31 protein-coding genes are annotated in these 26028 nt (G+C 32.9%); 29 read left to right on the forward strand and 2 right to left on the reverse strand.

What is annotated here, in order from left to right; translation table 11 throughout:
- The first annotated feature begins 43 nt into the window (after positions 1 to 43).
- Both splB and mntR read left to right on the forward strand, forming a co-directional pair.
- Positions 44 to 1069 (forward strand): spore photoproduct lyase, encoded by a 1026-nt coding sequence (splB, locus tag EP747_RS03100; RefSeq protein WP_129688480.1) that lies wholly within the window; start codon positions 44 to 46, stop codon positions 1067 to 1069.
- Positions 1070 to 1251: 182 nt separating this feature from the next.
- Entirely contained in the window at positions 1252 to 1689 is a 438-nt protein-coding gene (gene mntR / locus EP747_RS03105) for a transcriptional regulator MntR (protein ID WP_129688481.1), read from the forward strand.
- A gap of 11 nt (positions 1690 to 1700) precedes the next feature.
- Here the strand turns inward: mntR and EP747_RS03110 are convergent, their stop codons facing one another.
- Positions 1701 to 2096 (reverse strand): SA1362 family protein, encoded by a 396-nt coding sequence (locus tag EP747_RS03110; protein ID WP_129688482.1) that lies wholly within the window; start codon positions 2094 to 2096, stop codon positions 1701 to 1703.
- A 120-nt stretch (positions 2097 to 2216) separates the two neighbouring features.
- On the reverse strand, positions 2217 to 3146 hold the full coding sequence (locus tag EP747_RS03115) for a DUF1385 domain-containing protein (protein WP_129688483.1): 930 nt from the start codon (positions 3144 to 3146) through the stop codon (positions 2217 to 2219).
- 206 nt (positions 3147 to 3352) lie between these two features.
- On the opposite strand from EP747_RS03115, the gene EP747_RS03120 reads away from it, so the two are divergent.
- From EP747_RS03120 to recN, 27 genes are all read left to right on the forward strand, one after another.
- Entirely contained in the window at positions 3353 to 3979 is a 627-nt protein-coding gene (locus EP747_RS03120) for a YqhR family membrane protein (RefSeq protein WP_129688484.1), read from the forward strand.
- An 89-nt stretch (positions 3980 to 4068) separates the two neighbouring features.
- A complete protein-coding gene (aroQ, locus tag EP747_RS03125) occupies positions 4069 to 4527 on the forward strand; it encodes a type II 3-dehydroquinate dehydratase (protein ID WP_129688485.1) in 459 nt (152 codons plus the stop codon).
- Positions 4514 to 5575, forward strand: coding sequence for a M24 family metallopeptidase (locus EP747_RS03130; RefSeq protein WP_129688486.1), 1062 nt, complete (start codon positions 4514 to 4516; stop codon positions 5573 to 5575). Before aroQ ends, EP747_RS03130 begins: the two co-directional genes overlap by 14 nt.
- Positions 5576 to 5725: 150 nt before the next feature.
- On the forward strand, positions 5726 to 6289 hold the full coding sequence (gene efp, locus EP747_RS03135; RefSeq protein WP_056475139.1) for an elongation factor P: 564 nt from the start codon (positions 5726 to 5728) through the stop codon (positions 6287 to 6289).
- An 81-nt stretch (positions 6290 to 6370) separates the two neighbouring features.
- Positions 6371 to 6859: a DUF456 domain-containing protein gene (locus EP747_RS03140; protein WP_069034083.1), complete on the forward strand. Its 489-nt coding sequence runs from the start codon at positions 6371 to 6373 to the stop codon at positions 6857 to 6859.
- Positions 6860 to 7246: 387 nt separating this feature from the next.
- Entirely contained in the window at positions 7247 to 7528 is a 282-nt protein-coding gene (locus tag EP747_RS03145; protein WP_025672203.1) for a YqhV family protein, read from the forward strand.
- Between the two features lie 16 nt (positions 7529 to 7544).
- Positions 7545 to 8465 carry a stage III sporulation protein AA gene (gene spoIIIAA, locus EP747_RS03150; protein ID WP_129688487.1) on the forward strand — a complete coding sequence of 307 codons (921 nt, stop codon included), beginning with the start codon at positions 7545 to 7547 and terminating at the stop codon, positions 8463 to 8465.
- The gene (gene spoIIIAB / locus EP747_RS03155; RefSeq protein WP_129688488.1) at positions 8466 to 8978 is read left to right on the forward strand and encodes a stage III sporulation protein SpoIIIAB; all 513 of its coding nucleotides are present in this window, start codon (positions 8466 to 8468) and stop codon (positions 8976 to 8978) included. It abuts the gene before it with no gap.
- A 12-nt stretch (positions 8979 to 8990) separates the two neighbouring features.
- Positions 8991 to 9194 (forward strand): stage III sporulation protein AC, encoded by a 204-nt coding sequence (spoIIIAC, locus tag EP747_RS03160; RefSeq protein WP_088072847.1) that lies wholly within the window; start codon positions 8991 to 8993, stop codon positions 9192 to 9194.
- Positions 9195 to 9220: 26 nt separating this feature from the next.
- Positions 9221 to 9610 carry a stage III sporulation protein AD gene (spoIIIAD, locus tag EP747_RS03165; RefSeq protein WP_069034314.1) on the forward strand — a complete coding sequence of 130 codons (390 nt, stop codon included), beginning with the start codon at positions 9221 to 9223 and terminating at the stop codon, positions 9608 to 9610.
- Between the two features lie 21 nt (positions 9611 to 9631).
- On the forward strand, positions 9632 to 10801 hold the full coding sequence (gene spoIIIAE / locus EP747_RS03170) for a stage III sporulation protein AE (protein ID WP_129688489.1): 1170 nt from the start codon (positions 9632 to 9634) through the stop codon (positions 10799 to 10801).
- An 8-nt stretch (positions 10802 to 10809) separates the two neighbouring features.
- On the forward strand, positions 10810 to 11427 hold the full coding sequence (gene spoIIIAF / locus EP747_RS03175) for a stage III sporulation protein AF (protein ID WP_129688490.1): 618 nt from the start codon (positions 10810 to 10812) through the stop codon (positions 11425 to 11427).
- A gap of 6 nt (positions 11428 to 11433) precedes the next feature.
- Complete coding sequence (spoIIIAG, locus tag EP747_RS03180) at positions 11434 to 12126, forward strand: stage III sporulation protein AG (RefSeq protein WP_098428801.1); 693 nt, start codon at positions 11434 to 11436, stop codon at positions 12124 to 12126.
- Between the two features lie 21 nt (positions 12127 to 12147).
- Positions 12148 to 12744 (forward strand): SpoIIIAH-like family protein, encoded by a 597-nt coding sequence (locus EP747_RS03185; RefSeq protein WP_129688491.1) that lies wholly within the window; start codon positions 12148 to 12150, stop codon positions 12742 to 12744.
- 378 nt (positions 12745 to 13122) lie between these two features.
- A complete protein-coding gene (accB, locus tag EP747_RS03190; RefSeq protein ID WP_129688492.1) occupies positions 13123 to 13605 on the forward strand; it encodes an acetyl-CoA carboxylase biotin carboxyl carrier protein in 483 nt (160 codons plus the stop codon).
- Positions 13606 to 13647: 42 nt separating this feature from the next.
- Positions 13648 to 14997 carry an acetyl-CoA carboxylase biotin carboxylase subunit gene (gene accC, locus EP747_RS03195; RefSeq protein ID WP_129688493.1) on the forward strand — a complete coding sequence of 450 codons (1350 nt, stop codon included), beginning with the start codon at positions 13648 to 13650 and terminating at the stop codon, positions 14995 to 14997.
- A 15-nt stretch (positions 14998 to 15012) separates the two neighbouring features.
- Positions 15013 to 15411: an Asp23/Gls24 family envelope stress response protein gene (locus EP747_RS03200; protein ID WP_056475162.1), complete on the forward strand. Its 399-nt coding sequence runs from the start codon at positions 15013 to 15015 to the stop codon at positions 15409 to 15411.
- Positions 15412 to 15577: 166 nt separating this feature from the next.
- Positions 15578 to 16144 carry a GNAT family N-acetyltransferase gene (locus EP747_RS03205; protein ID WP_129688494.1) on the forward strand — a complete coding sequence of 189 codons (567 nt, stop codon included), beginning with the start codon at positions 15578 to 15580 and terminating at the stop codon, positions 16142 to 16144.
- Between the two features lie 382 nt (positions 16145 to 16526).
- Positions 16527 to 16907 carry a transcription antitermination factor NusB gene (gene nusB / locus EP747_RS03210; RefSeq protein WP_129688836.1) on the forward strand — a complete coding sequence of 127 codons (381 nt, stop codon included), beginning with the start codon at positions 16527 to 16529 and terminating at the stop codon, positions 16905 to 16907.
- Positions 16908 to 16944: 37 nt separating this feature from the next.
- Positions 16945 to 17820, forward strand: coding sequence for a bifunctional methylenetetrahydrofolate dehydrogenase/methenyltetrahydrofolate cyclohydrolase FolD (gene folD / locus EP747_RS03215; RefSeq protein ID WP_129688495.1), 876 nt, complete (start codon positions 16945 to 16947; stop codon positions 17818 to 17820).
- 36 nt (positions 17821 to 17856) lie between these two features.
- A complete protein-coding gene (gene xseA / locus EP747_RS03220; RefSeq protein WP_129688496.1) occupies positions 17857 to 19203 on the forward strand; it encodes an exodeoxyribonuclease VII large subunit in 1347 nt (448 codons plus the stop codon).
- 5 nt (positions 19204 to 19208) lie between these two features.
- Positions 19209 to 19436, forward strand: coding sequence for an exodeoxyribonuclease VII small subunit (locus tag EP747_RS03225; RefSeq protein ID WP_419179245.1), 228 nt, complete (start codon positions 19209 to 19211; stop codon positions 19434 to 19436).
- Position 19437: 1 nt separating this feature from the next.
- On the forward strand, positions 19438 to 20325 hold the full coding sequence (locus EP747_RS03230) for a polyprenyl synthetase family protein (RefSeq protein ID WP_129688497.1): 888 nt from the start codon (positions 19438 to 19440) through the stop codon (positions 20323 to 20325).
- Positions 20326 to 20687: 362 nt separating this feature from the next.
- Positions 20688 to 22568 carry a 1-deoxy-D-xylulose-5-phosphate synthase gene (gene dxs / locus EP747_RS03235; protein WP_129688498.1) on the forward strand — a complete coding sequence of 627 codons (1881 nt, stop codon included), beginning with the start codon at positions 20688 to 20690 and terminating at the stop codon, positions 22566 to 22568.
- Between the two features lie 15 nt (positions 22569 to 22583).
- The gene (locus tag EP747_RS03240) at positions 22584 to 23411 is read left to right on the forward strand and encodes a TlyA family RNA methyltransferase (RefSeq protein WP_129688499.1); all 828 of its coding nucleotides are present in this window, start codon (positions 22584 to 22586) and stop codon (positions 23409 to 23411) included.
- Positions 23412 to 23621: 210 nt separating this feature from the next.
- Complete coding sequence (gene ahrC, locus EP747_RS03245; RefSeq protein ID WP_069034068.1) at positions 23622 to 24074, forward strand: transcriptional regulator AhrC/ArgR; 453 nt, start codon at positions 23622 to 23624, stop codon at positions 24072 to 24074.
- A gap of 32 nt (positions 24075 to 24106) precedes the next feature.
- Entirely contained in the window at positions 24107 to 25837 is a 1731-nt protein-coding gene (recN, locus tag EP747_RS03250) for a DNA repair protein RecN (protein ID WP_129688500.1), read from the forward strand.
- The last annotated feature ends 191 nt before the right edge of the window (positions 25838 to 26028 follow it).

A 26028-nucleotide genomic window follows, 5' to 3' on the forward strand; every position in this document is an offset into this window, starting at 1 on the left:
TCGGGGTTAATACTAATCAAAATGTGGAGAAGGAGTAGATTATATGAAGCCTTTTTTACCAAAGCTTGTTTATTTCGAGCCCCAAGCTTTAGAGTATCCATTAGGTAAGGAATTAAAGGAGAAATTTGAGCAGATGGGTTTAGAAATAAGAGAAACAACATCTCATAATCAAATTCGAAATTTACCAGGTGAAAATGATGTGGAAAAATATCGGATTGCCAAGTCAACTTTAGTTGTTGGGTTGCGTAAGACTTTAAAGTTTGAAACATCTAAACCTTCAGCGGAATATGCAATTCCTCTAGCTACAGGCTGTATGGGGCATTGCCATTATTGCTACTTACAAACAACCCTTGGTTCTAAGCCATATATTCGGGTATATGTAAATTTAGAAGATATTTTTGCGCAAGCCCAGAAGTATATGAAGGAACGCGAGCCTGAGATCACAAGGTTTGAAGCTGCCTGTACTTCTGATATTGTTGGCATAGATTATTTAACACATTCACTTAAGAAAACGATTGAATTTATTGGTGAAACAGAATATGGTCGATTACGATTTGTAACGAAATTTCCACATGTAGATCATTTACTTGATGCAAAACATAATGGAAAAACAACATTTAGATTCAGTATAAATTCTAGGTATGTTATCAAAAACTTTGAACCTGGAACTGGTTCATTTGATGAGAGAATAGAAGCCGCGAAAAAAGTTGCATATGCAGGATATCCATTTGGATTTATTGTTGCACCTATTTATATGCATGAAGATTGGGAAGAGGGCTATGAGGAGCTTTTTATTCGATTAAAGGATGCATTAGGTGAATTGGCAAATGAGAAGATGACATTTGAACTTATACAGCACCGTTTTACTAAGCCTGCCAAAAAGGTGATTTTAGAGAGGTATCCTAATACTAAACTTGAAATGGATGAAGAGAAAAGGAAATATAAATGGGGGAAATATGGAATTGGAAAATATGTTTATCAAAAAGAAGAAGCTGCTTCAATTGAAGAGACCATTTCGGGTTATATAAAAAAGTATTTTCCTAATGGAGAAATTCAATATTTTACATAATGAAGTGTATCTATTTTATAGGTACACTATTATTATTTTCATCATACTCTTATACAGAATGATGATCTATTAACATTTAAATGAGTTCATGTTAATTGCACTTTTGGTTTATGTGTTGTATCATTTTAATTGATGCTTATTGTAACGGAATAAAGTTTGAATGAGTGTATTGGAGGAAGAACATGCCCACACCTAGTATGGAAGATTATATTGAACAAATTTACCTTTTAATTGAAGATAAAGGGTATGCTCGTGTATCTGATATTGCCGAAGCATTATCTGTACACCCATCGTCAGTAACCAAAATGGTACAGAAACTAGATAAAGACGATTACTTAATTTATGAAAAATATAGAGGATTAATCCTAACGCAAAAAGGTAAAAAGATGGGAAAAAGACTTGTCTATCGCCATGTATTACTTGAGCAATTCTTAAGAATTATTGGTGTGGATGAAAACTTAATTTATCAAGATGTTGAAGGAATGGAACATCATATGAGTTGGGAAGCGATTGATCGAATTGGAGAACTAGTTCAGTTCTTTGAAGAAGATAAAAATCGAATCGAAGCATTAAAAGATATTCAAAAGTCGAATGAAACCCAATCGAATTCAAATAATTAAAAAGACCGTGCTTAGTAGGAAGCACGGTCTTTCTTTTTGCCCTTTTCACCCTCAATCACAGTTAAGTGACTTGCATCCTTTGTTCGTTTTTTTAACAAAGGTGTGGAGGTACTTTTTCTTGAAGTGGGCTTTGATTTGTTAATCGATTTTTTAAACGAGCTAGATTTTTGTGTGTTATATTTTTTTATAGTTTGTTTTGCAGCCTTACGATAGGAGTCTTGCTGGCTTCTTTGGCTGTTTGAAGATGAAAAAACTCTATAAATAAAATAAATAATTAAAAGGATTAATCCAATAAACAAAAACCGTTGTAATAATTTTGCTGGATCGTTTATCAACTGAGCAATTAAGCCAAAAAGTGCTAATGCTATTATTCCATAAAATATTGATGTGTACACTTTTTGATTCACTTTTAAGCACCTCCTATGTGAAGAGTAAATTAGTTATTAAATGTATTAGAAAAAATATTGTTTCTTATAGTTTATTACATTTTATCCAATAAGTTGATATTTTTTACAAAATTCTGTCAATTATATCTTGTTATTTTTTTCCACTTCTAAAAGTCGGTTAAATGAAGCGATTGAAACTTCAACTTGATCATCAGATGGCTCTTTAGTTGTTAATAATTGAAGCCATAATCCAGGGTAACCTACCCATCTTAATATAGGAATATTTCGAACTTTATTTGTTAATTGTAGAACTTCGAACGAAACGCCTATAACGACTGGAATTAATAAAAGTCGATCGACAATTCTTAGCCATAGTGGGCTTGTTGGAACTAAGAAGTATATGAACATACCAACAATTACAGTAAATAGGATAAAACTACTTCCACAACGATAATGAAGTCGAGATTGTGATTGTACTCCTTCAATCGTTAAAGGAATATTGTTTTCATATGCATTAATCACTTTATGCTCGGCACCGTGATACATAAATACTCTTTTTATAAATGGAGTCAAGGAGACTAAGTAAATATAAATTAATAAAAAAGCTAGTTTTAAGATACTTTCTATTATGACTTGTTGAAAATCGGTTTCAAATATTGGTTTCAATGTTGCTGCCAGTAGAACCGGTACAAGTGTAAAAATAACTTTACCAACTAAAAAGGATAAAACGGCTAGTAATGAAAGTCCGAGATAAGTTGCAAGCGTACCTTTTTGTTTTTCACGCTCAATTGCAATTTTCTCATCATCTTTTGGATCAATCCCGTATCTTTCAGTTGAGTAATTTAAATGCTTGGATCCATTAATACTTGCTTGTATAATCGCGACTACACCACGGACAAAAGGAATTTTCTTTAATTTTTGCATTGTCCGATTTATATGTATCGGTTCTTCATAATATTGTATTTCTTCATTTGACCTGCGGATAGCAGAGACTGTATGTGTTTTGCCACCAAACATTACGCCCTCTACGATTGCTTGCCCCCCATAAACTGCTTTATTTTTCTCTCTCATGTTGCACCAACCTAAACTTGTTTTTTATCTATTACTATCTATTGTAAATGTAAGCATAATAATGGTGCAAGTAAGAAGTAGGAAAATCTAAATAATAATCATAATATTTTTAATTTTCTAATAAAGATTTGAAATCACATTAAAAATTTCTTTGTTGGACATAATACTCAGAGATATTTAGCAATGTATGGAAAGGGAAATGTTAAATGCAGGAAAAAGATAAAGAACAAGAAAAGAAGCAAGGTCAGGATCAAGAACAAGAAAAGGATATGCAGGGTAAAGAAAACAATCAAAACCAAGTTCAAAATCAAGATGATCAAAGTCAAAATCAAAATGAAAATCAAGTGCAAGGTGGTCAGACTGGATCGAGCGGGAATAAGCACTTTAATAAGATTGTAAGTATTGGGTTTTTCGGTGGTATATTTTGGTCTACTGTTTTGTTAGTTCTTAGTTATTTTGACTTTACTCAAATTGGTCCAAATTTTGTTTTTGAAAGAATCAAACTTGGAAAATGGGCAAATGGTAATGTTGAAAACTTAATTTCTATAGTTGGTATAGGGATTATTTCAATCATTATTGCGTTTATATTTTATTTTATCGGTAGAAAATTTAACGGAGTTCTTCCAGGTATATTTTTTGGATTGCTCCTTTGGGTTATTGTTTTTATTCTTCTTGGTAAAGTAGCATTCGATTTAAAAGCAATTAAGGATTACTCGTCTGATACGACAGTTACTACAATCTGTTTATTCATTTTATACGGAACTTTTATTGCATATTCTGTTTCTTTTGCATTTCAAGAGCAAAAGGCATATTTGCGTGGCTATTCAAAATAGTCTGGCCTATGATAAAATAAACCTTGGGTATTCCAAGATATGTTTGTTTGGGATAAATATGCAAAAAATGATGGGTGGAGACTTTTAAAATGGCTAAGTTTTTATTATTGAATGGACCTAATCTAAATATGCTCGGTCAGAGAGAAGTTTCTATCTATGGTTCAACTACATTAAAGGATATTGAGGATCATTTATCATCGGTTGCACATGAAAATGGGGATACGATTGATTGCTTTCAATCGAATCATGAAGGTGAATTAATCGATAAACTGCATGCTGCAAATAATGTTTATGATGGGATTCTGTTTAATCCTGGCGCATTTACTCATTACAGTTATGCAATTCGTGATGCAATTGCAAGTATTACCGTTCCAACAATTGAAGTACACATTTCAAATATACATAAAAGAGAAGAGTTCCGACATACTTCAGTTTTAGCTGCAGTAACTGTAGGGCAAATCGTTGGTTTAGGTGTGTATGGATATGATTTAGGTTTAAGTGCGTTAAAAAAGATTAGTAGGGGAGAGAAAAACAATGGAAAAAATTAAAAAGTTACGTGAAGCTTTAGTAGAAAAAGGATTAGACGCATTATTAGTTACTAGTACATACAACAGACGTTACATGACGAACTTCACAGGTTCTGCTGGTGTTGCATTAATTACTCAGGACAAAGCTTTATTCATTACTGATTTCCGCTATATTGAACAAGCTACTAGCCAATGTGAAGGTTATGAGATTGTTAAACATGAAGGTTCAATTCCAGCTGAAGTTGCAGCTTTAACAGATAAATTTGGCGTATCAAAACTTGGGTTTGAACAAGATCATGTTACGTTTACAGAATTTGGTTCTTACCGCAAAGTAGTAAAAGCAGAATTAGTTCCTGTAAGTGGTTTAATTGAAAAATTGCGCTTAATTAAAACTGATGCAGAGATTTCAATCATTAAGGAAGCTACTAAAATTGCGGAATCTGCTTTTGATCATATTTTAGGTTTTATCCGTCCAGGTGTTACTGAATTAGAAGTATCGAATGAATTAGAATTTTTTATGCGTAAATTAGGAGCTACTTCATCATCATTTGATACAATCGTTGCTTCTGGTACGCGTTCTGCTCTTCCTCACGGTGTAGCATCTGAAAAAGTAATTGAAACAGGTGATTTTGTAACGTTAGATTTTGGAGCATACTATAAAGGTTATGTATCAGATATGACTAGAACAGTTTCTGTTGGTGAGCCTCATTCTGATTTGAAGAAAATTTATGATATTGTTCTTGAAGCTCAATTACGTGGTGTTAACGGGATTAAAGCAGGAATTACAGGTAAAGAAGCTGATGCTTTAACTCGTGATTATATTACGGAAAAAGGTTATGGAGAATATTATGGACATGGAACTGGCCATGGTATTGGTTTAGAAGTACATGAGGGACCTGGCGTATCATTCCGTTCTGATACAGTATTAGAGCCAAATATGATCGTAACTTGTGAACCAGGTATTTATATTCCAAATCTAGGTGGAGTTCGTATAGAAGATGATTTAATCGTTAAAACTGGTGGTAACGAAAACTTAATGTCTTCACCAAAAAATCTAATCATTTTATAAGTTTTCATTAGATTAGAAATTAGAACTACACAAAAAGCGTATTTTACTTTATGATATAAAGTTGTAAAAGAAATTCATGGTAAGAGAAATGGTTCTTTTTTTACACAATACATACTTATAGAATCATTTCATTTTTTAGGAGGATATTTAATGATTTCAGTAAACGATTTTCGTACAGGTTTAACAATTGAAACTGACGGTGGACTTTGGCAAGTAATCGATTTCCAACACGTTAAACCGGGTAAAGGTGCTGCATTCGTACGTTCAAAACTTCGTAATCTACGTACAGGTGCTGTACAAGAAAAAACATTCCGTGCTGGTGAGAAAGTAGCAAAAGCACATATTCAAAACCGTAAAATGCAATATTTATATGCTAATGGTAACCAACATGTATTCATGGACAATGAGTCTTATGAGCAAATTGAATTACCAGAAGCAAATATTGAACGTGAATTAAAATTCCTTAAAGAAAATATGGAAGTTTATATCATGACTTTTGAAAGTGAAATTTTAGGTGTTGAATTACCAAACACAGTTGATCTAAAAGTAGTTGAAACTGAACCAGGTATTAAAGGTGATACTGCTTCTAACGTTACAAAACCAGCTACAATGGAAACTGGTTTAGTAGTACAAGTACCAATCTTCATTAATGAAGGCGAAGTTTTAATTATTAACACAACTGAAGCTAGCTACGTTTCACGTGCAAAATCTTAATTAAATGTAAAAATGGAGGCACTTATTTAAATAGTGTCTCTTTTTTCTTATTAACAAATTTAAACAAGTAAGGGTGATTAAATGGTTACATCAATTGTTCTTTGGACATTGATTATCATTTGTTTTGCATTGGCGTTTATTGCGCTAATCAAACCAATAATTCCAGGTGTACCAGTATTATGGGTAGGGTTTTTAATTTATTACTTTGGTATTAATAAAAGTAATTTAAATATGTCGTTTTGGATTATTATGCTGATTTTTACAGCTGTTATTTTCTTAGCGGATATTTTGGCTAATAAATATTTTCTTAAAAAATACGGCAGTACAAAAACTGGTGAAAGAGTAGGTTGCTTAGCTGTAATCGTTGGCTCGTTTGTTTTTCCTCCCTTTGGCTTAATTATTGTCCCATTCATTTCTGTTTTTATAGCTGAGAAATTACAAGGGAAGAATACGAAAGAGTCGATAAAATCTGCATGGGCAACAGTTGTTTCTTTCATTAGTAGCTCATTAGCAAAAGCGGTATTGCAAGTTATTATGGTTATAATCTTTTTTGTTTATATTATATTTTAATCTGGCTTGAGAATCTTATATTTAAACAATGAAGAAAGTTTGTCTGCCTTAATATTAGGTATAGTCATATTGATTTCCATTCAGGATGCTCGCTATCCATGGAGCCGGTCCTGAGCCTCCTCGTTCCTGCTTTGATAAATACTCATGAACCCTTTATGAGTAAGTGATTGTCAAGATTATTCTTAATAATTACTCATGAACCTGTCATGAGTAAGTAATTTTCATATTTTTACTTTTTCAATTACACATCAACCATACATAAGCAAGTCTGAAGAGAGAAGTTATACGGCTTCTCTCTTTTTTGTGCCTTCTAATTAATGTTTGTCTTCTGAAATGGACATGTTCAGCATATTAGTAATAAAAAAGAATGAAAAAAGGTGTGTAGCTATGAAGGATTGGATTGACTCAATGGATCGAGCCGTTCTAAGTATGGGAATGCTCAGAGTTTTTGGTGGAAGTGTAGAATTGATTGCTGCTTTTACAATTTTGTATTTAAACGACATTAAGAAAGCATTAGCAGTAAATAGTGTTTTGGCAACTGTCGGACCTATTATCCTCATTTCAACAATGGCTATTGGAATTATAGGTGTGGCATCTAAATTAGATCCTATTCGATTAGTTTTAGTAGTTTGTGGTGTGTTTTTAATATTGTTGGCAGTTTTTAAATGATAGGATGTGACCTTTTATGGAAGAGGTTTTCAACGTATTGCCTACATTAATAAAAGAAAAGCTACAGCGTTCATATGGAGACCTACATCAAGTAGAGGAATTAAGGTTAAGGATCGGGCGTCCAGTTGAAGTGATTTCTAATAATCAGTCAAATTTTATACCTTATATCCTAACAGAAGAAGAAGGCGGGCAAATTCTTGGAAAGTTAAGTCAATTTTCAATTTATACGATTGAGGAAGAATTGAAAAAAGGCTATATCACAATTAAAGGTGGGCATCGAGTCGGGTTAGCTGGTCGTGTTGTAACCGAAAACGGAATGGTTAAAATGATTCGAGATATTAGTTCTTATAATTTTCGTATTGCAAAAGAAAAAGTAGGAATAGCTAGTCCATTTGTAAAGTATGTTTATGAAGGAAGATGGAAAAACACGATGCTGATTGGCCCGCCACAAGCAGGGAAAACAACATTACTTAGGGATTTTGCAAGAGTGGTGAGTCAAGGTGATGCCATAAGGGGAATAAGACCTGGGAAGGTTGGTATTGTTGACGAGCGATCTGAGATAGCAGGTTCAGTTAAAGGGGTACCTCAATATACATTTGGTGAGAGGATTGATGTATTAGATGCGTGTCCAAAGGCTGAAGGAATGATGATGCTTGTAAGGTCGATGAGTCCTCACGTCATTCTTGTGGATGAAATTGGAAAAAAGGAAGATGTAGATGCAATTTTAGAAGCAATCTATGCCGGTGTTCAATTAATAGTGACAGTCCATGGCTATTCACTAGAAGAAATAAGAAAACGCCCTTCTCTTTTGCCTTTGTTTCAAAATGGGACATTTGAACGATTTATTGAAATTTCAAATTTCCCGTCACCTGGTACTGTTACGGATATTAAAAATAAGGATTGTACTAGTTTATTTCATCCGAGGGCGGTGCTTTAGATGAGGTGGATTGGAGCACTTATTATCATTTTTTCAACAAGCTGGCTTGGATTTTATTTTGCAGGTAGATTATCAGAACGGACAAAAGAATTAAGGGGCTGGAAGTTAGCTCTCCAATCTCTTGAAGCAGAGGTCATGTATAGTCAATTGCCACTGCAAGAAGCGTTTAGAAGAATTTCGAGTCAATTAAAAGGACCGATTAATAGTTGTTTACAGGATTTTGCAATTCAACTTGAAACGAGTGCATTTTCAGCGAAAGAAGCCTGGGAAAATTCATTACTGAAATATGCTAAAACTGTCTCGATTAAAGAGTCTGACTTACAAGTATTATTACAGTTTGGTGAGACGATTGGTATGCATGATAAATATTCACAACAAAAACAAATCATTTTAGCATTAAAACATTTGGAAAGAGAAGAGCAGGAAGCAATCGATTCGCAGGGCAGTTATGAACGAATGTCTAAAATGCTAGGCGTTTTAAGTGGAATATTAATCGTTATATTACTCTTGTAGGAGGAATTTAAATTGATTACAAATTATGCACTGATGTTTCAAATAGCTGGGATTGGAGTAATTGCTGCAATTATCCATGCGGTCTTAAAAAAAGCCGGACAGGAAGAGTTTGCTACTTGGACGATTATTACTGCATTCATTATCGTATTTCTTCAAGTTATCACTAAAGCTGGTGATCTATTTAATAAAGTTAGGGATGTATTTCTATTTCATTAGATTAGGGGTGAGAGTCTTTGGAAATCATCCAAATTGTTGGCATTGGGTTAGCCGCTACATTTGTCATTCTTTTATTAAATCAATTTAAAATGAATAATTTTACTTTAGCAATAACTGTTTTTATAAGCTGTGTCTTATTTTTATTTTTATTAGATAAGGTGCAATTCTTATTAGATCAAATTCAAAAACTAGCAAATCAAGCGAGTATTAAAAATGTGTATGTTGAAACTTTATTAAAAATAATTGGGATCGCATACATAGCTGAATTTGGAGTTCAAATTACGAAAGATGCAGGACAAGGGGCAATTGCTTCTAAGATTGAATTAGGGGGCAAAGTACTCATTTTGGTTCTTGCAGTACCGATTTTAACAGCTTTAATTGAAACAATTTTAAGTTTTTTACCAAAAATTTCTTAGATGTAAGGAAAGGAGGACATTATGTCAAAAAGGATGAAAGTTTTTCTTCTTTTCTTTACTCTCTTTTTTTTAGTACCAAGAATTGTACAAGCTGCTCCTCCACCTGCTGAAATAGTAAATGAACAAATACAAAAGTTAGGGATCGATGAAGTTCAACAGTATTGGGATGAAGTTGTTCATCAATATGGTGGTTTTTTACCAGAAAGTCAAAAAGGGGACTTTATCCAATTTGTTAAGGGAGAAAAGAAATTTTCATTGCAAGAATGGTTTATTGCATTTGCTAAATATATATTTTTTGAGTTATTAAGTAATGGAAAAATATTAGGGATCTTAATTATGTTAGTAATTTTTAGTTCTTTACTCCAATCATTACAAAATGCATTTGAGAAGAGTACGGTCAGTAAGATTGCTGATAATGTTGTTTTTTTAGTATTAGTAGTTTTTGCATTAAATAGTTTCTATGTTGCCACGCAGGCCACCCAAGATGCAATTACAGTCATGATTGATTTTTTACGAGCATTAATACCTATTTTACTAGCTTTGATTGCGACATCAGGTGGTGTCATATCTGTTGGCGTTTTCCATCCAATCTTAATATTTTTAATGCATACAAGTGGATTACTAGTGACGTATTTTGTACTACCTTTAATTCTTGTATCTACAATTTTAAGTATTGTAAGCATTATAAATGATGAGTTAAAGGTGACAAAACTAGCTTCTTTAATAAGAAATGTTGCTGTAGGTGTACTAGGAATCTTTTTAACTATTTTTTTAGGGGTATTAAGTGTACAAGGTCTAACGACTGCAGTAACGGATGGGGTAGCAGTAAAAACAGCTAAATTTGTAACAAGTAATTTTGTTCCGGTAGTTGGGAAAGTTTTTGCAGACGTTACAGATACAGTTATTAGTGCATCTTTATTATTAAAAAATACAGTTGGGATTGTAGGGTTAGTAACTTTATTAGCAATCGTTGTATTCCCAGCTATTAAAATATTAGTTTTAGCTTTAATTTATAAATTCTCAGCGGCGATTTTACAACCAGTTGGAAGTAAAAATATCATTAGCACGATTGATACGATCGGAAAAAGTGTAACTTATTTATTCGTTTGTTTATCAATTGTTTCATTAATGTTTTTCTTAAGTATGACTTTAATAATAGCGGCAGGAAACATTGTCGTCATGTTTAGGTAGGTGGAAAAATGGGGTTCTTTATACACTGGGTTTCAAATATTATCGTCTATATATTAGTTGCAACCGTCATTATGATGTTAATTCCAAATACCGGCTTAGCAAAATATGTACGATTTGTAGCCAGTCTATTATTAATTGTCATGATGCTCCAACCAATTTTTCAATTATTCAGAGTAAATATAAAAGAAGTGCTAGCTGGGTACCAGTCTAAAACGTATGAAGCAAATGGCGAAATAAAAAATGAAATAAATAATAAGAAAAATGAAATACAAGAAGCAGAACGTGCATATATATTAAAACAAATGGCTGTCCAAATGAAAAAGGACGTTGAAAAAAGCTTTACAAAAGAATTTGAACAGGTCATTACAAATGTGGATTTACAAGTAAAAGATGGAGTTAATACAGTAAAAACAGCTCAAGATCTTTCTAAAGTAATCGTTTACGTAGGACCTAAAAAAGATGAGACAAGCAATGTAGAACCTGTTCAAGAAGTATCAATTAATACCGATCAGCCAGTTCAGACAGACGATGAAAAAATTAAACAACAAGAGTTACAAACTTTTTTAGCAAATAAATGGGAGCTTGAGGACAAGCAAATCGAAGTCAAAATGGAAGGAGGGGAGTAATGACAAATGAAGAAAAAGATTCCACCAATAAAATTAGCAGACTTTCTAAAAGGAAATGGCGATGACAAAACCTCTTCTGACAAAGAAAAAAGTCCATTTAAACTGACGAGAAAATATGTACTAGCTCTACTGGGACTCGGGATTTGTTGGATGATTGCAAGCAGTCTATTTGCTAATACAAATCAAAAAACGAATTCAATGCTTTCACCTATTTCGACAGAAACGAGTGGAACACCAAAAAATAATGAACAAGCTGTTGAGACTCTTGGAAGTGGTGGTGGAAAATCCTCATCGAACAAAATAGAAGAAATTGAAAAAAAATACGAGCAGCAGCTTACAGACACATTAAATAATATGGCTGGTGTAAGTAATGTAAAAGTAGAAGTAAATCTTGAAGGTAGTGAAAAGAAAGTCTACCAAACAAATAAAACAAACCGTACTCAAGAAACTGATGAAACAGATAAACAAGGTGGAACACGAAATATTGATGATCAATCTCAAGAAGAGCAAGTAGTCATTATTGATAACGGAGATAAACAAGAACCAGTAGTAGTCGAGACTGAAATGCCAAGAATTAGAGGAGTCTTAATTGTAGCCAAAGGTGCACAAAATCTAGAAATTAAACAAATGATTAGAGAAGCTGTTACACGATTACTTGATGTTCCAAGCTATCGTGTCTCTGTACAACCAAAAAAATAAGAGGAAGAAGGTAAAAGTTAAATGAAAAAACAAACAATTTGGTTATTAACAATGTTAAGTTTAGTAGTTGTATTATCAGTTTATTATGTTACGACACCTGATAATTTAAAAACAACAAGTTTTATGAACATGAATAATAGTACAAATACAGATTCTTTAGACTCAACTCCTAAAGATACTAAGAAAACAGATTCTAAAACAGATACTTCTAAACAAAACTCAGATACTTCTAAACAAAACGATAAAGAAACTGCTTCTCAAGAAAATTCTACTAGTGAAGTATTCTTAAAACAACGTATGGAACAAGAAGATCAAAGAAGTCAATTAATTGATGAATATAAAGCTACTGTTGACTCAGCAACTGCATCAGCACAAGAGAAGAGTGAAGCATTCACTAATATGAACGAACTTCAAAAATTAACTGCATTAGAATCAGATGTAGAAACTATGATTAAAGAAGCTGGCTATAAAGATGCACTAGTTCGTTCTGACAAAGATGAAGTAAAAGTAGATGTAACATCAGCAAAACCAAGCAGAAAAGCAGCGAATGACATCATTCAAATGACAAGAAGTGTCTTAGGTGAAAAATTAGTAGTAGTAAAATTCCAAGTTAAATAAGTTGATGAACAACGAGGGTGTCTCATGGACCCCTCGTTTTTTAATGGACATACATAGTTCGGAGTTTATATATAATGTTCTCAAAGTGTTGGTTATTCTAGTGATTCGAATTTAGGACAGTCCCTCTTCATTTTTTTTAATAAGCTTATAAATAATTAATGTGAATTTTAGGATTATTCCTAATTCCTATTCACTTTCTGTCTTTGGTTTTCCCTGTTATAATAGTTTATATTAAATTATTTTTGGTAAGGAATAATATATAAATATTCCTTGTAAAATGGCTAAAAATAATTAGGAATTACTTTGGTTAAAATAATTTGTTGAAAAGTTTAGTATTAGGTTATAAGATTAGACTATATGTCTTAAGGGGTGAACAGAATGAAAATTCATGAAATTAGAGAGTTAATTAAGTTAATCGATCAATCAACAATAAATGAATTCGAATTTGAGGATAATGGTGCTATCGTTAAAATTAAAAAAGGTGGACAAACAACTGTAGTTACATCTCCAGTTGCACACCAAGAGTTAGCTCCTGTAGTTACATCTGCTCCAGTTGCTACTTTAGAAAGACCAGTTGCTGCAGAAGTTGCTGCACCTGTAGAGGAAAAAGAAGATACAAGTAACTTACATAAGATTACATCACCGATGGTAGGTACATTCTACGCATCTCCATCTCCTGATGCAAAAGAATACGTATCAATAGGCGATCGTATTAAAAACGATTCAATCGTTTGTATCGTTGAAGCAATGAAGCTATTTAATGAAATTGAAGCTGAAATTGAAGGCGAAATCGTTGAAGTACTTGCTAAAAATGGTCAATTAGTAGAATACGGTCAACCATTATTCTTGGTAAAGGCCTAATATCTACAAAATTAACAGTACTTTACTAGAGAAGGTGAAGAAATGAAAAAGGTTTTAATAGCGAATCGAGGAGAAATCGCCATTCGAATTATTCGAGCATGTAAAGAATTAAATATTGAAACAGTTGCTATTTACTCTGAAGGAGATAAAGAAGCATTACATGTTCAAATGGCTGATGAAGCTTATTGTGTAGGTCCTAAATTATCAAAAGATAGTTATTTAAATATGACTAATATCATTAGTATTGCAAAATTAACTGGTTGTGACGGAATCCATCCTGGTTATGGTTTCTTATCAGAAAATGCTAGTTTTGCAGAATTATGTACAGAGTGCAATGTGAAATTCATTGGACCAACGGCTGATTCTATTTCTAGAATGGGTACAAAAGACGTTGCTCGTGAAACAATGAAAGAAGCAGGAGTACCTGTTGTACCTGGTTCACAAGGTATTATTCAAAGTATAGAAGATGGTAAAAAGATTGCTGCAGAAATCGGTTATCCAGTTATTATCAAAGCTACAGCTGGTGGCGGAGGTAAAGGAATCCGTGTAGCAAAAGATGAAATCGAACTTGAAAAAGGTATACAAATCACTCAACAAGAAGCTCAAACAGCTTTCGGTAATCCGGGTGTGTATCTTGAACGATATATAACAGATTTTAGACATGTTGAAATTCAAGTTTTAGCAGATGAGCATGGTAATACGATTCATCTTGGAGAACGTGATTGCACAATTCAGCGTCGTCTTCAAAAATTAGTAGAAGAAGCTCCATCTCCTGTTTTAGACGAAGAAACTCGTCAAAAAATGGGTCAAGCAGCTGTTCGTGCAGCTGAAGCAGTAAATTACTGGGGTGCTGGTACTGTTGAGTTTATTTATGAACCACATACTAAAAACTTCTTCTTTATGGAGATGAACACACGTATTCAAGTTGAGCATCCTGTAACTGAATATATTTCTGGTATTGATCTTATTAAGCAACAATTATTAATTGCTAAAGGTCATCCATTAAAAATAACTCAATCAGACGTATCTTTAAAAGGATGGTCAATTGAATGTCGTATTAATGCTGAAAATCCAGATAAGAACTTTATGCCGTCTCCTGGTAAAATCATTACGTATTTACCACCAGGTGGTCCGAATGTTCGTGTTGATTCTGCTGTATATAGCGGGTACACAATTCCGCCATATTATGATTCAATGATTGCGAAAGTTATCGTGCATGGCAAGACAAGAGAAGAAGCAATTGCTATAATGATAAGAGCACTTGAAGAATTTGTGGTAGAAGGAATTTACACAACAATTCCATTCCATTTAAATTTATTGCAAAATGAAATCTTCGTAAAAGGGAAGTATAATACTAAATTCCTTGAGGAGCATGCGCTTGTTAAAGGATAAAGTGGAGGGATCTGTATGAACGAAAATCAAATTTTAGAAATGGGTACTGCGACATTAGGTCGAGTAGAAATCGCACCTGAAGTAATCGAAGTAATTGCTGGTATTGCAGCTGCTGAAGTTGAAGGTGTTTCAAGCATGCGTGGAAACCTAGCATCTGGTATTTCTGAAATTATCGGTAAGAAATATCACGGTAAAGGTGTCCGAGTTGATTTATCAGAGGATCGAATTACAATCGATGTATACATTCTAGTTAAATTTGGTAAGTCAATCCCAACTGTAGCAGGTAATGTACAAGACAATATTCGTCAAGCATTATTAACGATGACAGGTCTTGAATTATCTGAAGTAAATGTTCACGTAGTAGGAGTTCAATTCGATACGAAACCTGAGCAAGAAGCTCCAATTGAACTTTAATATTATAAAAAGAGTCTCTATCTAATAGAGGCTCTTTTTTTGTTTTGCTAGATAAGAAGTAAGGACAGTCTTTAAAGTTTTATGAAGTTCTTATGTAACTGTTTTTATTAACTATTTTGAATTGTGTTAAAATTTATTTATAAATGAAATAGAAATAGGTGACGATATGATTTTAAATTTGAGCACAAATAGAACAAACTTACGCGAATTTGTTGAAAGCGATTGGCAACAAGTACATAAATATGCATCGCAATTAGTTGTATGTCAATTTCAGCCTTGGGGACCGAATACAGAAAGTGAGACTAAGGAATTCATTCAAAACATACTAGAAGATATGAAACAAATAAATAGGACTAGATTTGCATTTGCAATAATAGAAAAGGAATCCGATGAATTAATAGGATCAATCGAGTTTAATATTAGGGATGAAATTAATCAAATAGGTGAAATAGGGTATATAATTCATCCGAACTATTGGGGGATGGGATTTGCTAGTGAAGCAACTAAAGAAGTAATTTCATTTGGATTTAAAAATTTTAAGCTTCATCGAATATTTGCGACATGTGATGTTAGAAATATTGCATCAGCAAAAGTACTTGAAAAATGCGGATTAAATTTAGAAGGTAAAATGCGTGAAGATTTATTATTAAGAGACGGCTGGAGAGACACTTATTTATACAGCATACTGGAACATGAATGGCTTGGGAGTCAGGAAGGACAGGAAAGACAATAAAATATGGTTTTAGTTATAAAGTTTTTTTATTTCTTAAAAATCTTTTACACCCCCTTTAATCCCGCATTTTCTTAATCTATCTATTTTAATGTTCGTGTTTTGGTGTATAAATATTATTTTAAAGTAAGAAAAAGGAATTTTTTTTTAAAAAACACAAACATTATTCTGTTATTTTATTGGATTTTAAGTTAAAATGTAGAAAACAGTTTAAAGTATTGAGTTTGCTTAGAAACGTTAATAATAATAAAAATTGGAGTTAATACAGACAGTCGTTGGAACTTATTAAAAAAAATGGTAAAATAACGTGTTACTAAACAAATTAGAATTCGTTATTACCTATGCAACGAATGATGAATTTAGCTTAAAGGAGTTTATTATTTTGATGAAACGTAGAAAAGCAAGGGAACTTGCATTACAAACATTATTCCAAATGGATTTAAGTGAAGCGAATGCTTCAGATGCATTAGAGCATGTATTAGAAGAAGCTGAAGAAAAACAAGATGCATTTTTAGAGGCGATTGTAACAAATTTTGTTAGTCATAAAGAAGTGATTGACGAGCAATTAGCTTCAAATATCGAAAGCTGGACGATTGATCGTTTAGGCAACGTTGATCGCAATATCCTTAGAATCGCTCTAGTCGAAATAAAATACTTAGAGGATGTTCCAAAAAGTGTAACAATCAATGAAGCGATTGAAATTGCTAAAGTTTACGGTGATGATGATTCTAGTAAATTTATCAATGCGGTATTATCAAAATTCTAAATAGATAGATTGTTTATATGCATAGGGGGAAACTAAAATGGTAGCAACATTAATTAATGGTAAAGAAGTTTCAGTATCAATTCGTGAGGAATTAAAGAATGGTGTTTCAGAATTAAAAAATCAAGGTGTTACACCAGGTTTAGCAGTTGTTTTAGTTGGAAATAATTCTGCTTCAAGAACATATGTGAATTCGAAGCATAAAGCATGTAATGAATTAGGGATGTATTCTGAAGTAATTGAATTACCTGAAACAGTTACTGAAGATGAGTTATTATCCGTAGTAAACAAATTAAACGATGATCAGTCAATTCATGGTATTTTAGTTCAGTTGCCATTACCTGCTCATATCTCAGAAAAGAAAGTAATTGAAACAATTTCTCCATTAAAAGATGTTGATGGATTTCATCCAATTAATATTGGAAGAATGATGACTAATCAAGATTCATTACTACCTTGTACTCCTTTTGGTATATTAAAATTAATAGAAAATACAAATATTCCGATTAGTGGTAAACATGTCGTTGTTATTGGACGTAGTAATATTGTAGGGAAACCAGTTGGGCAACTATTCTTAAACGAAAATGCTACGGTTACTTATACACATTCACGTACAACTAATCTAAAAAATATTACAAAGCAAGCTGATATTTTAATTGTTGCAATTGGTGTAGCTAAATTAATTACAGCTGATTATGTTAAAGAGGGAGCAATTGTGATTGACGTCGGCATGAATAGAGACGAAAATGGCAAATTATGTGGAGACGTAAATTTTGAAGATGTAAAAAATATTGCTGGTTATATTACTCCGGTACCAGGTGGGGTAGGTCCAATGACAATTACAATGCTACTTCATAATACGTTAAAAGCAGCTTCTCAAATTGATAATAAGTTAAATTTGAGTACTAAACTTTAATCTTATTGCTTTGTATGAATGAAAGAAGGGCTATGCATGACGGAAAAGCTACCAGTTACTGTTACCGCATTAACTAAATATTTAAAAGCAAAATTTCAAGCGGATCGTAATTTACAAAATATACTTCTCCGTGGAGAAATCTCAAATTTTAAACGTCATTCATCTAGCGGTCATTATTATTTTACGTTAAAAGATGATGGTGCTAGAATTGCAGCGGTCATGTTTCAATCCTATAATGCAAATATCGCATTTCAACCAACCGATGGTATGCAGGTTATTGTACAAGGGGAAATAAATGTATACCCAGGATCTGGTAGCTATCAAATCTACATAAGAGACATGCAACCTGATGGTGTTGGCGGTCTCTTTGTAGCTTATGAACAATTGAAGAAAAAACTATTAGAAGAAGGACTCTTTGATCAGAAATTTAAGAAAAAGATTCCTTCTTTTCCTAGTGTAATCGGGGTTGTTACTTCCCCAACTGGTGCGGCAGTTCGAGATATTATTACTACGATTCAACGAAGATACCCGATTGGGAAAATAGTTGTAATTCCGACTCTTGTACAAGGTGAAGGGGCAAAAGCATCGATTGTAAAATCAATTGAAACTGCCAATAAAATGAAAGAAATAGATGTGTTAATAGTCGGACGAGGCGGAGGGTCAATTGAAGAACTCTGGGCCTTTAACGATGAAAAAGTAGTGAGAGCGATCTTTGAATCAAAAATCCCGATCATTTCCGCAGTGGGTCATGAGACGGATACGACAATTGCGGATTATGTCGCTGATCTGAGGGCACCAACACCAACAGCTGCAGCAGAATTAGTTTCGTTAAGCCAACGAGAAATACTTGAGCAATTTTCTGTTCGAATATCAAGACTTAATAAAGCGATGGGTACGATTATTGAACGAAAACAAGCGCAATTAAAGGCTGTTCAAGATGCTTATGTTTTTAGATATCCAAATTCACTATTCCATCCAAAACAAGAGCAATTTGACCGGATTAATGAGCGTTTACATACATCAATAAATGAAATTGTTAAGTCTAAAATAAACAAGCATAAAGAACTAAATTCGTCACTACTTATTCAACATCCAAGTAATAGAGTTCAGCTTGAGAAGCAAAAGCATCAGCAATTACATATGGCTTTACAAAAAGAATTTAATCGCCTAATTACCCAGAAGAAATTTGAAATGGAAAGAATAATTCATACACTTGATGCACTTAGTCCATTAAAAGTTATGGCCAGAGGTTATTCATTAGCATATAAAAATGATAACGAATTGATGAAATCGGTTAAACAGGCAAAAAGCGGAGACCGATTCCAATTACAAATGACTGATGGGAAATTAAATTGTGAAGTGCTTGAAGTAAAAGGAGAGTGAATCAATTGTCACAAAATGAGCGTTCTTTTGAAGAAGCAATAAAAGAAATTGAAATAATAGTACAAAAATTAGAACAAGGTGACGTACCACTTGAAAAAGCGATCGAATACTTTCAAGAAGGTATAAAACTATCTCAAATTTGTCAAGAGAAGCTTACTAAAGTTGAAAAACAAATGACTTCTATATTAAATGAACAGGGTGAGCAAACTCCTTTTACTGTTGAGGAGGAATAATATGAACACTTTCAAAGATTTTATGGAGTATTCCAGTAGAATAGTAAATGATGAAATGATTAAATCGGTTGAAAGATTAAAAGCACCAGAAAAATTAAAAGATTCTATGTCCTATTCATTGCAAGGTGGAGGGAAAAGAATTAGACCGCTTTTACTTTTTGCAACTCTAGATGCATTTGGGAATGACCCATTAATAGGGATAAAACCTGCATGTGCTTTAGAAATGATTCATACTTATTCATTAATTCATGATGATTTACCATGTATGGATGATGATGATTTTCGAAGAGGAAAACCGACAAATCATAAAGTATTTGGTGAAGATCTTGCGGTATTAGCAGGTGATGGCTTATTGACATACGCATTTAAACTAATTACGGAAATGAATGATTTTCATGTGTCTGATCAAGTGAAACTACAATTGATAAGTGAATTAGCGATTGCTGCAGGTCCAGAAGGCATGGTTGCCGGTCAGGTAGCTGATATGGAAGGTGAGAGTAAAGAGCTAAGTGGAGAAGAATTGCAATATATCCATGAAAGAAAAACGGGTAAAATGCTAATGTATCCAGTAATTGCAGGTGCAATTATTTCAAAAGCAACAGCCGAACAATTATCTCACCTAACGCAATTTGCTTATAAACTCGGTATCGCATTTCAAATACAAGATGATATTTTAGACGTAATCGGTGATGAAGAAGTACTTGGCAAGCCAGTTGGTAGTGATATAGAAAATGATAAAACTACTTATGTTAAGTTATATTCAGTCGAGGGTGCTAAAGAAAGGCTTCATACATTTATTACTGAAGCTAAACAACATGTTCGAGCATGTGGAATTAAAGATGACTACTTAATCTCAATTTGTGATTTTGTTGAAAATCGTAGTTTTTAAACTTTGATTATATAATTAATTCCATGTCCATTGAATAGATTTATTCATTTATGTATAATGTAACTACTTTATAACCGTGTTAATGTTGTTAATAAAATATACAGAAATGTAGGCCGTTAACACATATGTGCTAGCGGCTTTCTTTTCTTTTTGAGGAAAAATATCTATAATTTTGTTCTATAAAAATAAAAAACATTAAACAGATTTTAATAAAAATGGTATTATGATACATGGTGTTAAGAGTTAGTCATTTAAGAAACTAGCGTTTAACTACAAGTATGGTAAAATCATTTTATAGATAAAATTACATAATAATGAATTATTTATATAGATTTAACATCTAGGAAGGTGAGTGATCCAAGATGGATCTTACGACAATTGAAAATCCGAGCTTTTTAAAAAATAAAACGAACGGTGAATTAGAAGTATTAAGTGAAGAAATCCGTAAATTTCTTATTCAACAGCTTTCTGAGACTGGTGGTCATATTGCGCCAAATTTAGGAGTTGTTGAATTAACGATTGCATTACATAAAGTCTTTGATTCGCCTAAAGACAAATTTTTATGGGATGTAGGACATCAATCATATGTTCATAAAATATTAACTGGTCGAGCAAAAGAATTTACAACCCTAAGACAATTTAAAGGATTATGTGGCTTTCCTAAGCGAATTGAAAGTGAGCATGATGTATGGGAAACTGGACACAGCTCGACTTCACTATCTGCGGCAATGGGGATGGCTATTGCTAGAGATATTAAAAAAACTGGTGAATACATTATTCCAATTATCGGAGATGGTGCATTAACTGGTGGGATGGCTCTTGAAGCAATGAATCATATTGGACATGAGCAAAAAGATGTGATCGTTATTTTAAATGACAATGAAATGTCTATAGCTCCGAACGTAGGTGCTTTACATAGCATTTTAGGAAGACTGAGAACAACTGGGAAATACCGTTGGGCTAAAGGTGAACTTGAAGGTGTGATCAAAAAAATTCCTGGAATCGGGGACAAACTATCAAGTACATCAAAAAAATTAAAAGATAGCCTTAAATACTTAGTTACACAAGGAATGTTTTTTGAGGAAATGGGATTCACTTATTTTGGACCAGTTGATGGACATAATTTTGAAGATTTATTTGAATCACTTGAATATGCTAAGAAAACTAAAGGGCCGGTATTAGTACATGTACTAACGAAAAAAGGAAAAGGATATAAGCCAGCAGAAAGTGATGATATTGGAACTTGGCATGGCACAGGTCCTTATAAAGTAGAATCTGGGAAGTTAATTAAGCCGGATAAAGCACCACCAGCATGGAGTAAACTTGTTAGTGATACTGTATTAAAATTAGCTTTAAAAGATGAGCGAATCGTAGCGATTACTCCTGCAATGCCAGTCGGTTCAAAATTGGAAAATTTCCAAGCTCAATTACCTGACCGAATTTTTGATGTCGGTATTGCAGAGCAACATGCGGCAACAGTAGCAGCTGGTTTAGCAACTCAAGGAATGAAGCCGTTTTTAGCAATTTATTCAACATTCCTTCAAAGAGCATATGACCAAGTATTACATGATATTTGTAGACAAAATTTAAATGTATTCATTGGAATCGATCGTGCAGGATTAGTAGGTGCTGACGGTGAAACTCATCAAGGTGTGTTTGATATTGCCTTCCTACGTCATATACCAAACTTAGTTTTAATGATGCCTAAAGATGAGAATGAAGGCCAACATATGGTAAAAACTGCAATTCAATACGAAGATGGTCCAATAGCGCTGCGTTTCCCTAGGGGGAATGGTATAGGCGTACCAATGGATGAGCAATTAAAAGAAATTCCGATTGGATCATGGGAAGTATTAAAAGAAGGTTCTGATGCAGTTATCTTAACTTTTGGTACAACAATTAAAATGGCACTAGATGCAGCGGATGAGTTAGAGAAGGAAAATATTACTGTTAAAGTAGTAAACGCGAGATTTATAAAACCAATGGATACTGCAATGTTAAATGATATCTTTAAGGACGGAAAACCGATTTTAACGATTGAAGAAGCAGTATTACAAGGTGGTTTTGGAAGTGCTGTTTTAGAATTTGCAAGTTCAAATAATTTTCAAAACGTCCGCGTAGAACGTATAGGTATACCAGATTTATTTGTTGAACACGGTGATGTGGATAAATTACTTGATGAAATTCATTTAACAAAAGATGAATCGGTTAAGAAAATACGTGAAATGGTTTGTAATAAATAAGAGGATGACATTTAAATGGCAAAAAAGGAACGAGTAGACGTACTTTTAGTAGATCGTGGTTTAATCGAAACACGTGAAAAAGCTAAACGAGCAATTATGGCAGGACTTGTCTATACAAACGAACAAAGATTAGATAAGCCTGGAGAAAAAATAGATATCGAACTCCCTTTACAAATCAAAGGTGAAGTTATGCCTTATGTGAGCCGTGGAGGGTACAAATTAGAAAAAGCTATAAACACATTTGATCTATCAGTAAAAGATAAAATTATGATTGATATTGGATCTTCGACAGGTGGATTTACGGATTGTGCACTTCAAAATGGGGCAAAAAAATCATATGCACTTGATGTTGGATACAATCAACTTGCATGGAAATTAAGGCAAGATGAACGTGTTATTGTAATGGAACGAACAAATTTTCGTTATGTTAAACCAGAAGATTTAATTGAAGGGTTACCTCAATTTGCTTCAATTGACGTATCCTTTATTTCGTTACGTTTGATTTTACCGGTCCTAAAAACATTATTAGTACCTTCAAGTGATGTTGTCGCGTTAATTAAACCACAATTTGAAGCTGGTAGAGAGCAAGTTGGTAAAAAGGGTATTGTACGCGATCCAAAAGTGCATGAACAAGTTATCGAAATGATGATTGATTTTGCGCTTCGCCAAGGATATGATATAAAAGCTTTAACTTTTTCACCTATCACTGGTGGAGACGGTAATATTGAATTTTTAATTCATCTTCATTGGGAAGGTTCAAAGGAAGTTGGAAATAGCGAGTTAAATCAATTACCAATGGAAATTGTAAATGAAGCACATAGTGAACTAAAGAAGGTTAAATAATAAAAAGGAAACCAAAAAGGTTTCCTTTTTCTCCTTTTTTCAAATTATGTACTAAATTGGATCTCGAAATAAGTAAAAAAATGACAAGAAAAAAATATGCAGAAAAATGCATTTTATGAAAACGATTAAAAAAATATATACAATAACCAGTAGATTAGATAAGATAATCTTTAAGTAAGATATTTGTCGGAATTTGCAAAGAGGTGTATTATGAATAAAGGTCAGCGTCATATAAAAATACGAGAAATTATCGCAAAAAATGAAGTCGAAACACAAGACGAATTAGTACAATCACTAAGAGACTTAGGGTTTAAAGTAACCCAAGCAACGATTTCACGTGATATAAAAGAACTGCATTTAGTAAAAGTACCGTTATCTGATGGTCGATATAAATATAGCTTACCTGCAGATCAAAGATTTAATCCGTTACAAAAATTAAAAAGACTTTTAATCGATTCATTTATTAAAATTGATAGTTCAAGTCATTTAATTGTAATGAAAACTTTGCCAGGTAATGCAAATGCAGTTGGTGCATTAATTGATCATTTAGATTGGTCAGAAATTATGGGTACAATCTGTGGTGATGATACGATCTTAATCATTTGTCGTACACCTGTAGATGCTGAGGATTTAAAAGAAAAATTTATTGACATGCTTCAATAGGAGAATGGTTTTAAAAAGAGGAGAGAAACTCATTGTTATCTGAAATTATCATTAAAAATTTTGCAATCATTGAGGAAGTTTCCATTTCATTTGAAAAGGGTTTAACTGTACTAAGTGGTGAAACAGGAGCGGGGAAGTCGATTATTATTGACGCCATCGGTCTGTTACTTGGTGGTCGTGGATCTGCAGAATTCGTAAGATATGATACTGAAAAAGCAGAAATTGAAGGCTTATTTCATATCGAAAATGAGAATCATCTAATTTATTCTAGATGCAGAGAATTAGGCTTTGACATTGAAGATGAAATGATCATCTTAAAAAGAGATATTACTTCATCTGGTAAAAGTGTATGCCGTATCAATGGGAAATTGGTGACAACTTCTATACTTAAGGAAATTGGTGGTTTACTTGTTGATATTCATGGTCAACATGAGAGCCAAGATTTAATGGACCAAGAACATCATTTGCCGATGTTACAACAATATGATGAAAAAGCAATTGCTCCTTTGTATACTGAATATCAAAATATATTTAATAACTATACAGACTTAAAAAAACAGTTAAAGCAATTAACTGAAAACGAACAACAAATGGCTCATAGGTTAGATTTAATTCAATTTCAGCTAACAGAAATACAAAATGCGAATTTGCAAGAAAATGAAGACGATCAGTTGATGGAAGAAAGACTCAAAATTTCTAATTTTGAACGCATTTATAAATCTTTAGTTGAGGCATATCAAAGTTTATCGCAAGATGGATCAGGTTTAGATTCCGTCAGGTCGAGTATGTATTCTTTAGAGTCAGTAACGAATATTGATAATGACATTAAAGAAATGCATGAAGGAATCAGTAGTAGTTATTACTTATTAGAGGATATATCGTATCGATTACGTGACTCTATTGAACAAATGGAATATGATCCAAATAGATTAAACGAAATTGAAACTCGTTTAAGTGAGATCTCTATGTTAAAAAAGAAGTATGGGCACAGTGTTGCTGATATCTTAAAATATGCAGAAAATATCGAACAAGAGTTGGATACTATTCAACATAAAGATATGCACATAGAGAAGATACAAAAAGACCTAGATAATGTTACAATCAACCTAATTAAAGCGGGTAAGACTCTTTCAAATAAAAGAAAAGAATTAGCAATCAAATTGACTGCTGATATACATAAAGAATTAAAAGAGCTTTATATGGATAAAACAACCTTTGAAATTATGTTTGAGTTTGAAGGAGGACAAGAATCAGATCCAATAATGGATGATAAACATGTAAAGTTTAAAAAAGATGGATTTGATTTTGTTGAATTTTATATTTCAACAAACCCAGGTGAGCCTTTAAAGCCATTAGCAAAGGTTGCTTCTGGTGGAGAACTTTCAAGGATGTTCCTAGCATTAAAGAGCATTTTCACGAAACATCAAGGGATTACGTCAATTATATTTGATGAAGTTGATACAGGGGTTAGTGGAAGAGTAGCACAAGCAATAGCAGAAAAAATACACAAGGTATCTATAGATTCTCAAGTACTTTGTATAACTCACTTACCACAAGTTGCTTCTATGGCAGATACGCATTTATTTATCGCTAAATTAATTGATGGAAATCGAACGAAAACTTCTGTTACACCATTACGAAATGATCAAAAAATAAATGAAATTGCAAGGATGATCGCTGGAGTTGAAATTACAGATGTAACGATTCAACACGCTAAAGAATTGATCGATCAGGCAGCTTCTGCAAAATACCAATCTCAATGAACTAAAAAGAGAATGTTTGATGATAGAAATTTTTTTCTATACATTAAATATTCTCTTTTTTTTATGGGAATTATTGATAAATTAGTAATTGGAAAATGCTAAATGAAACATACTAATACAACATTATACGTTAAAGAATCTATCATATTTTTACAATCATATTTTGCTTTTACAAAGCTAACATTAACTAC

The sequence above is a fragment of the Gottfriedia acidiceleris genome (genome assembly GCF_004138285.1).
Taxonomy (GTDB): domain Bacteria; phylum Bacillota; class Bacilli; order Bacillales; family Bacillaceae_G; genus Gottfriedia; species Gottfriedia acidiceleris_A.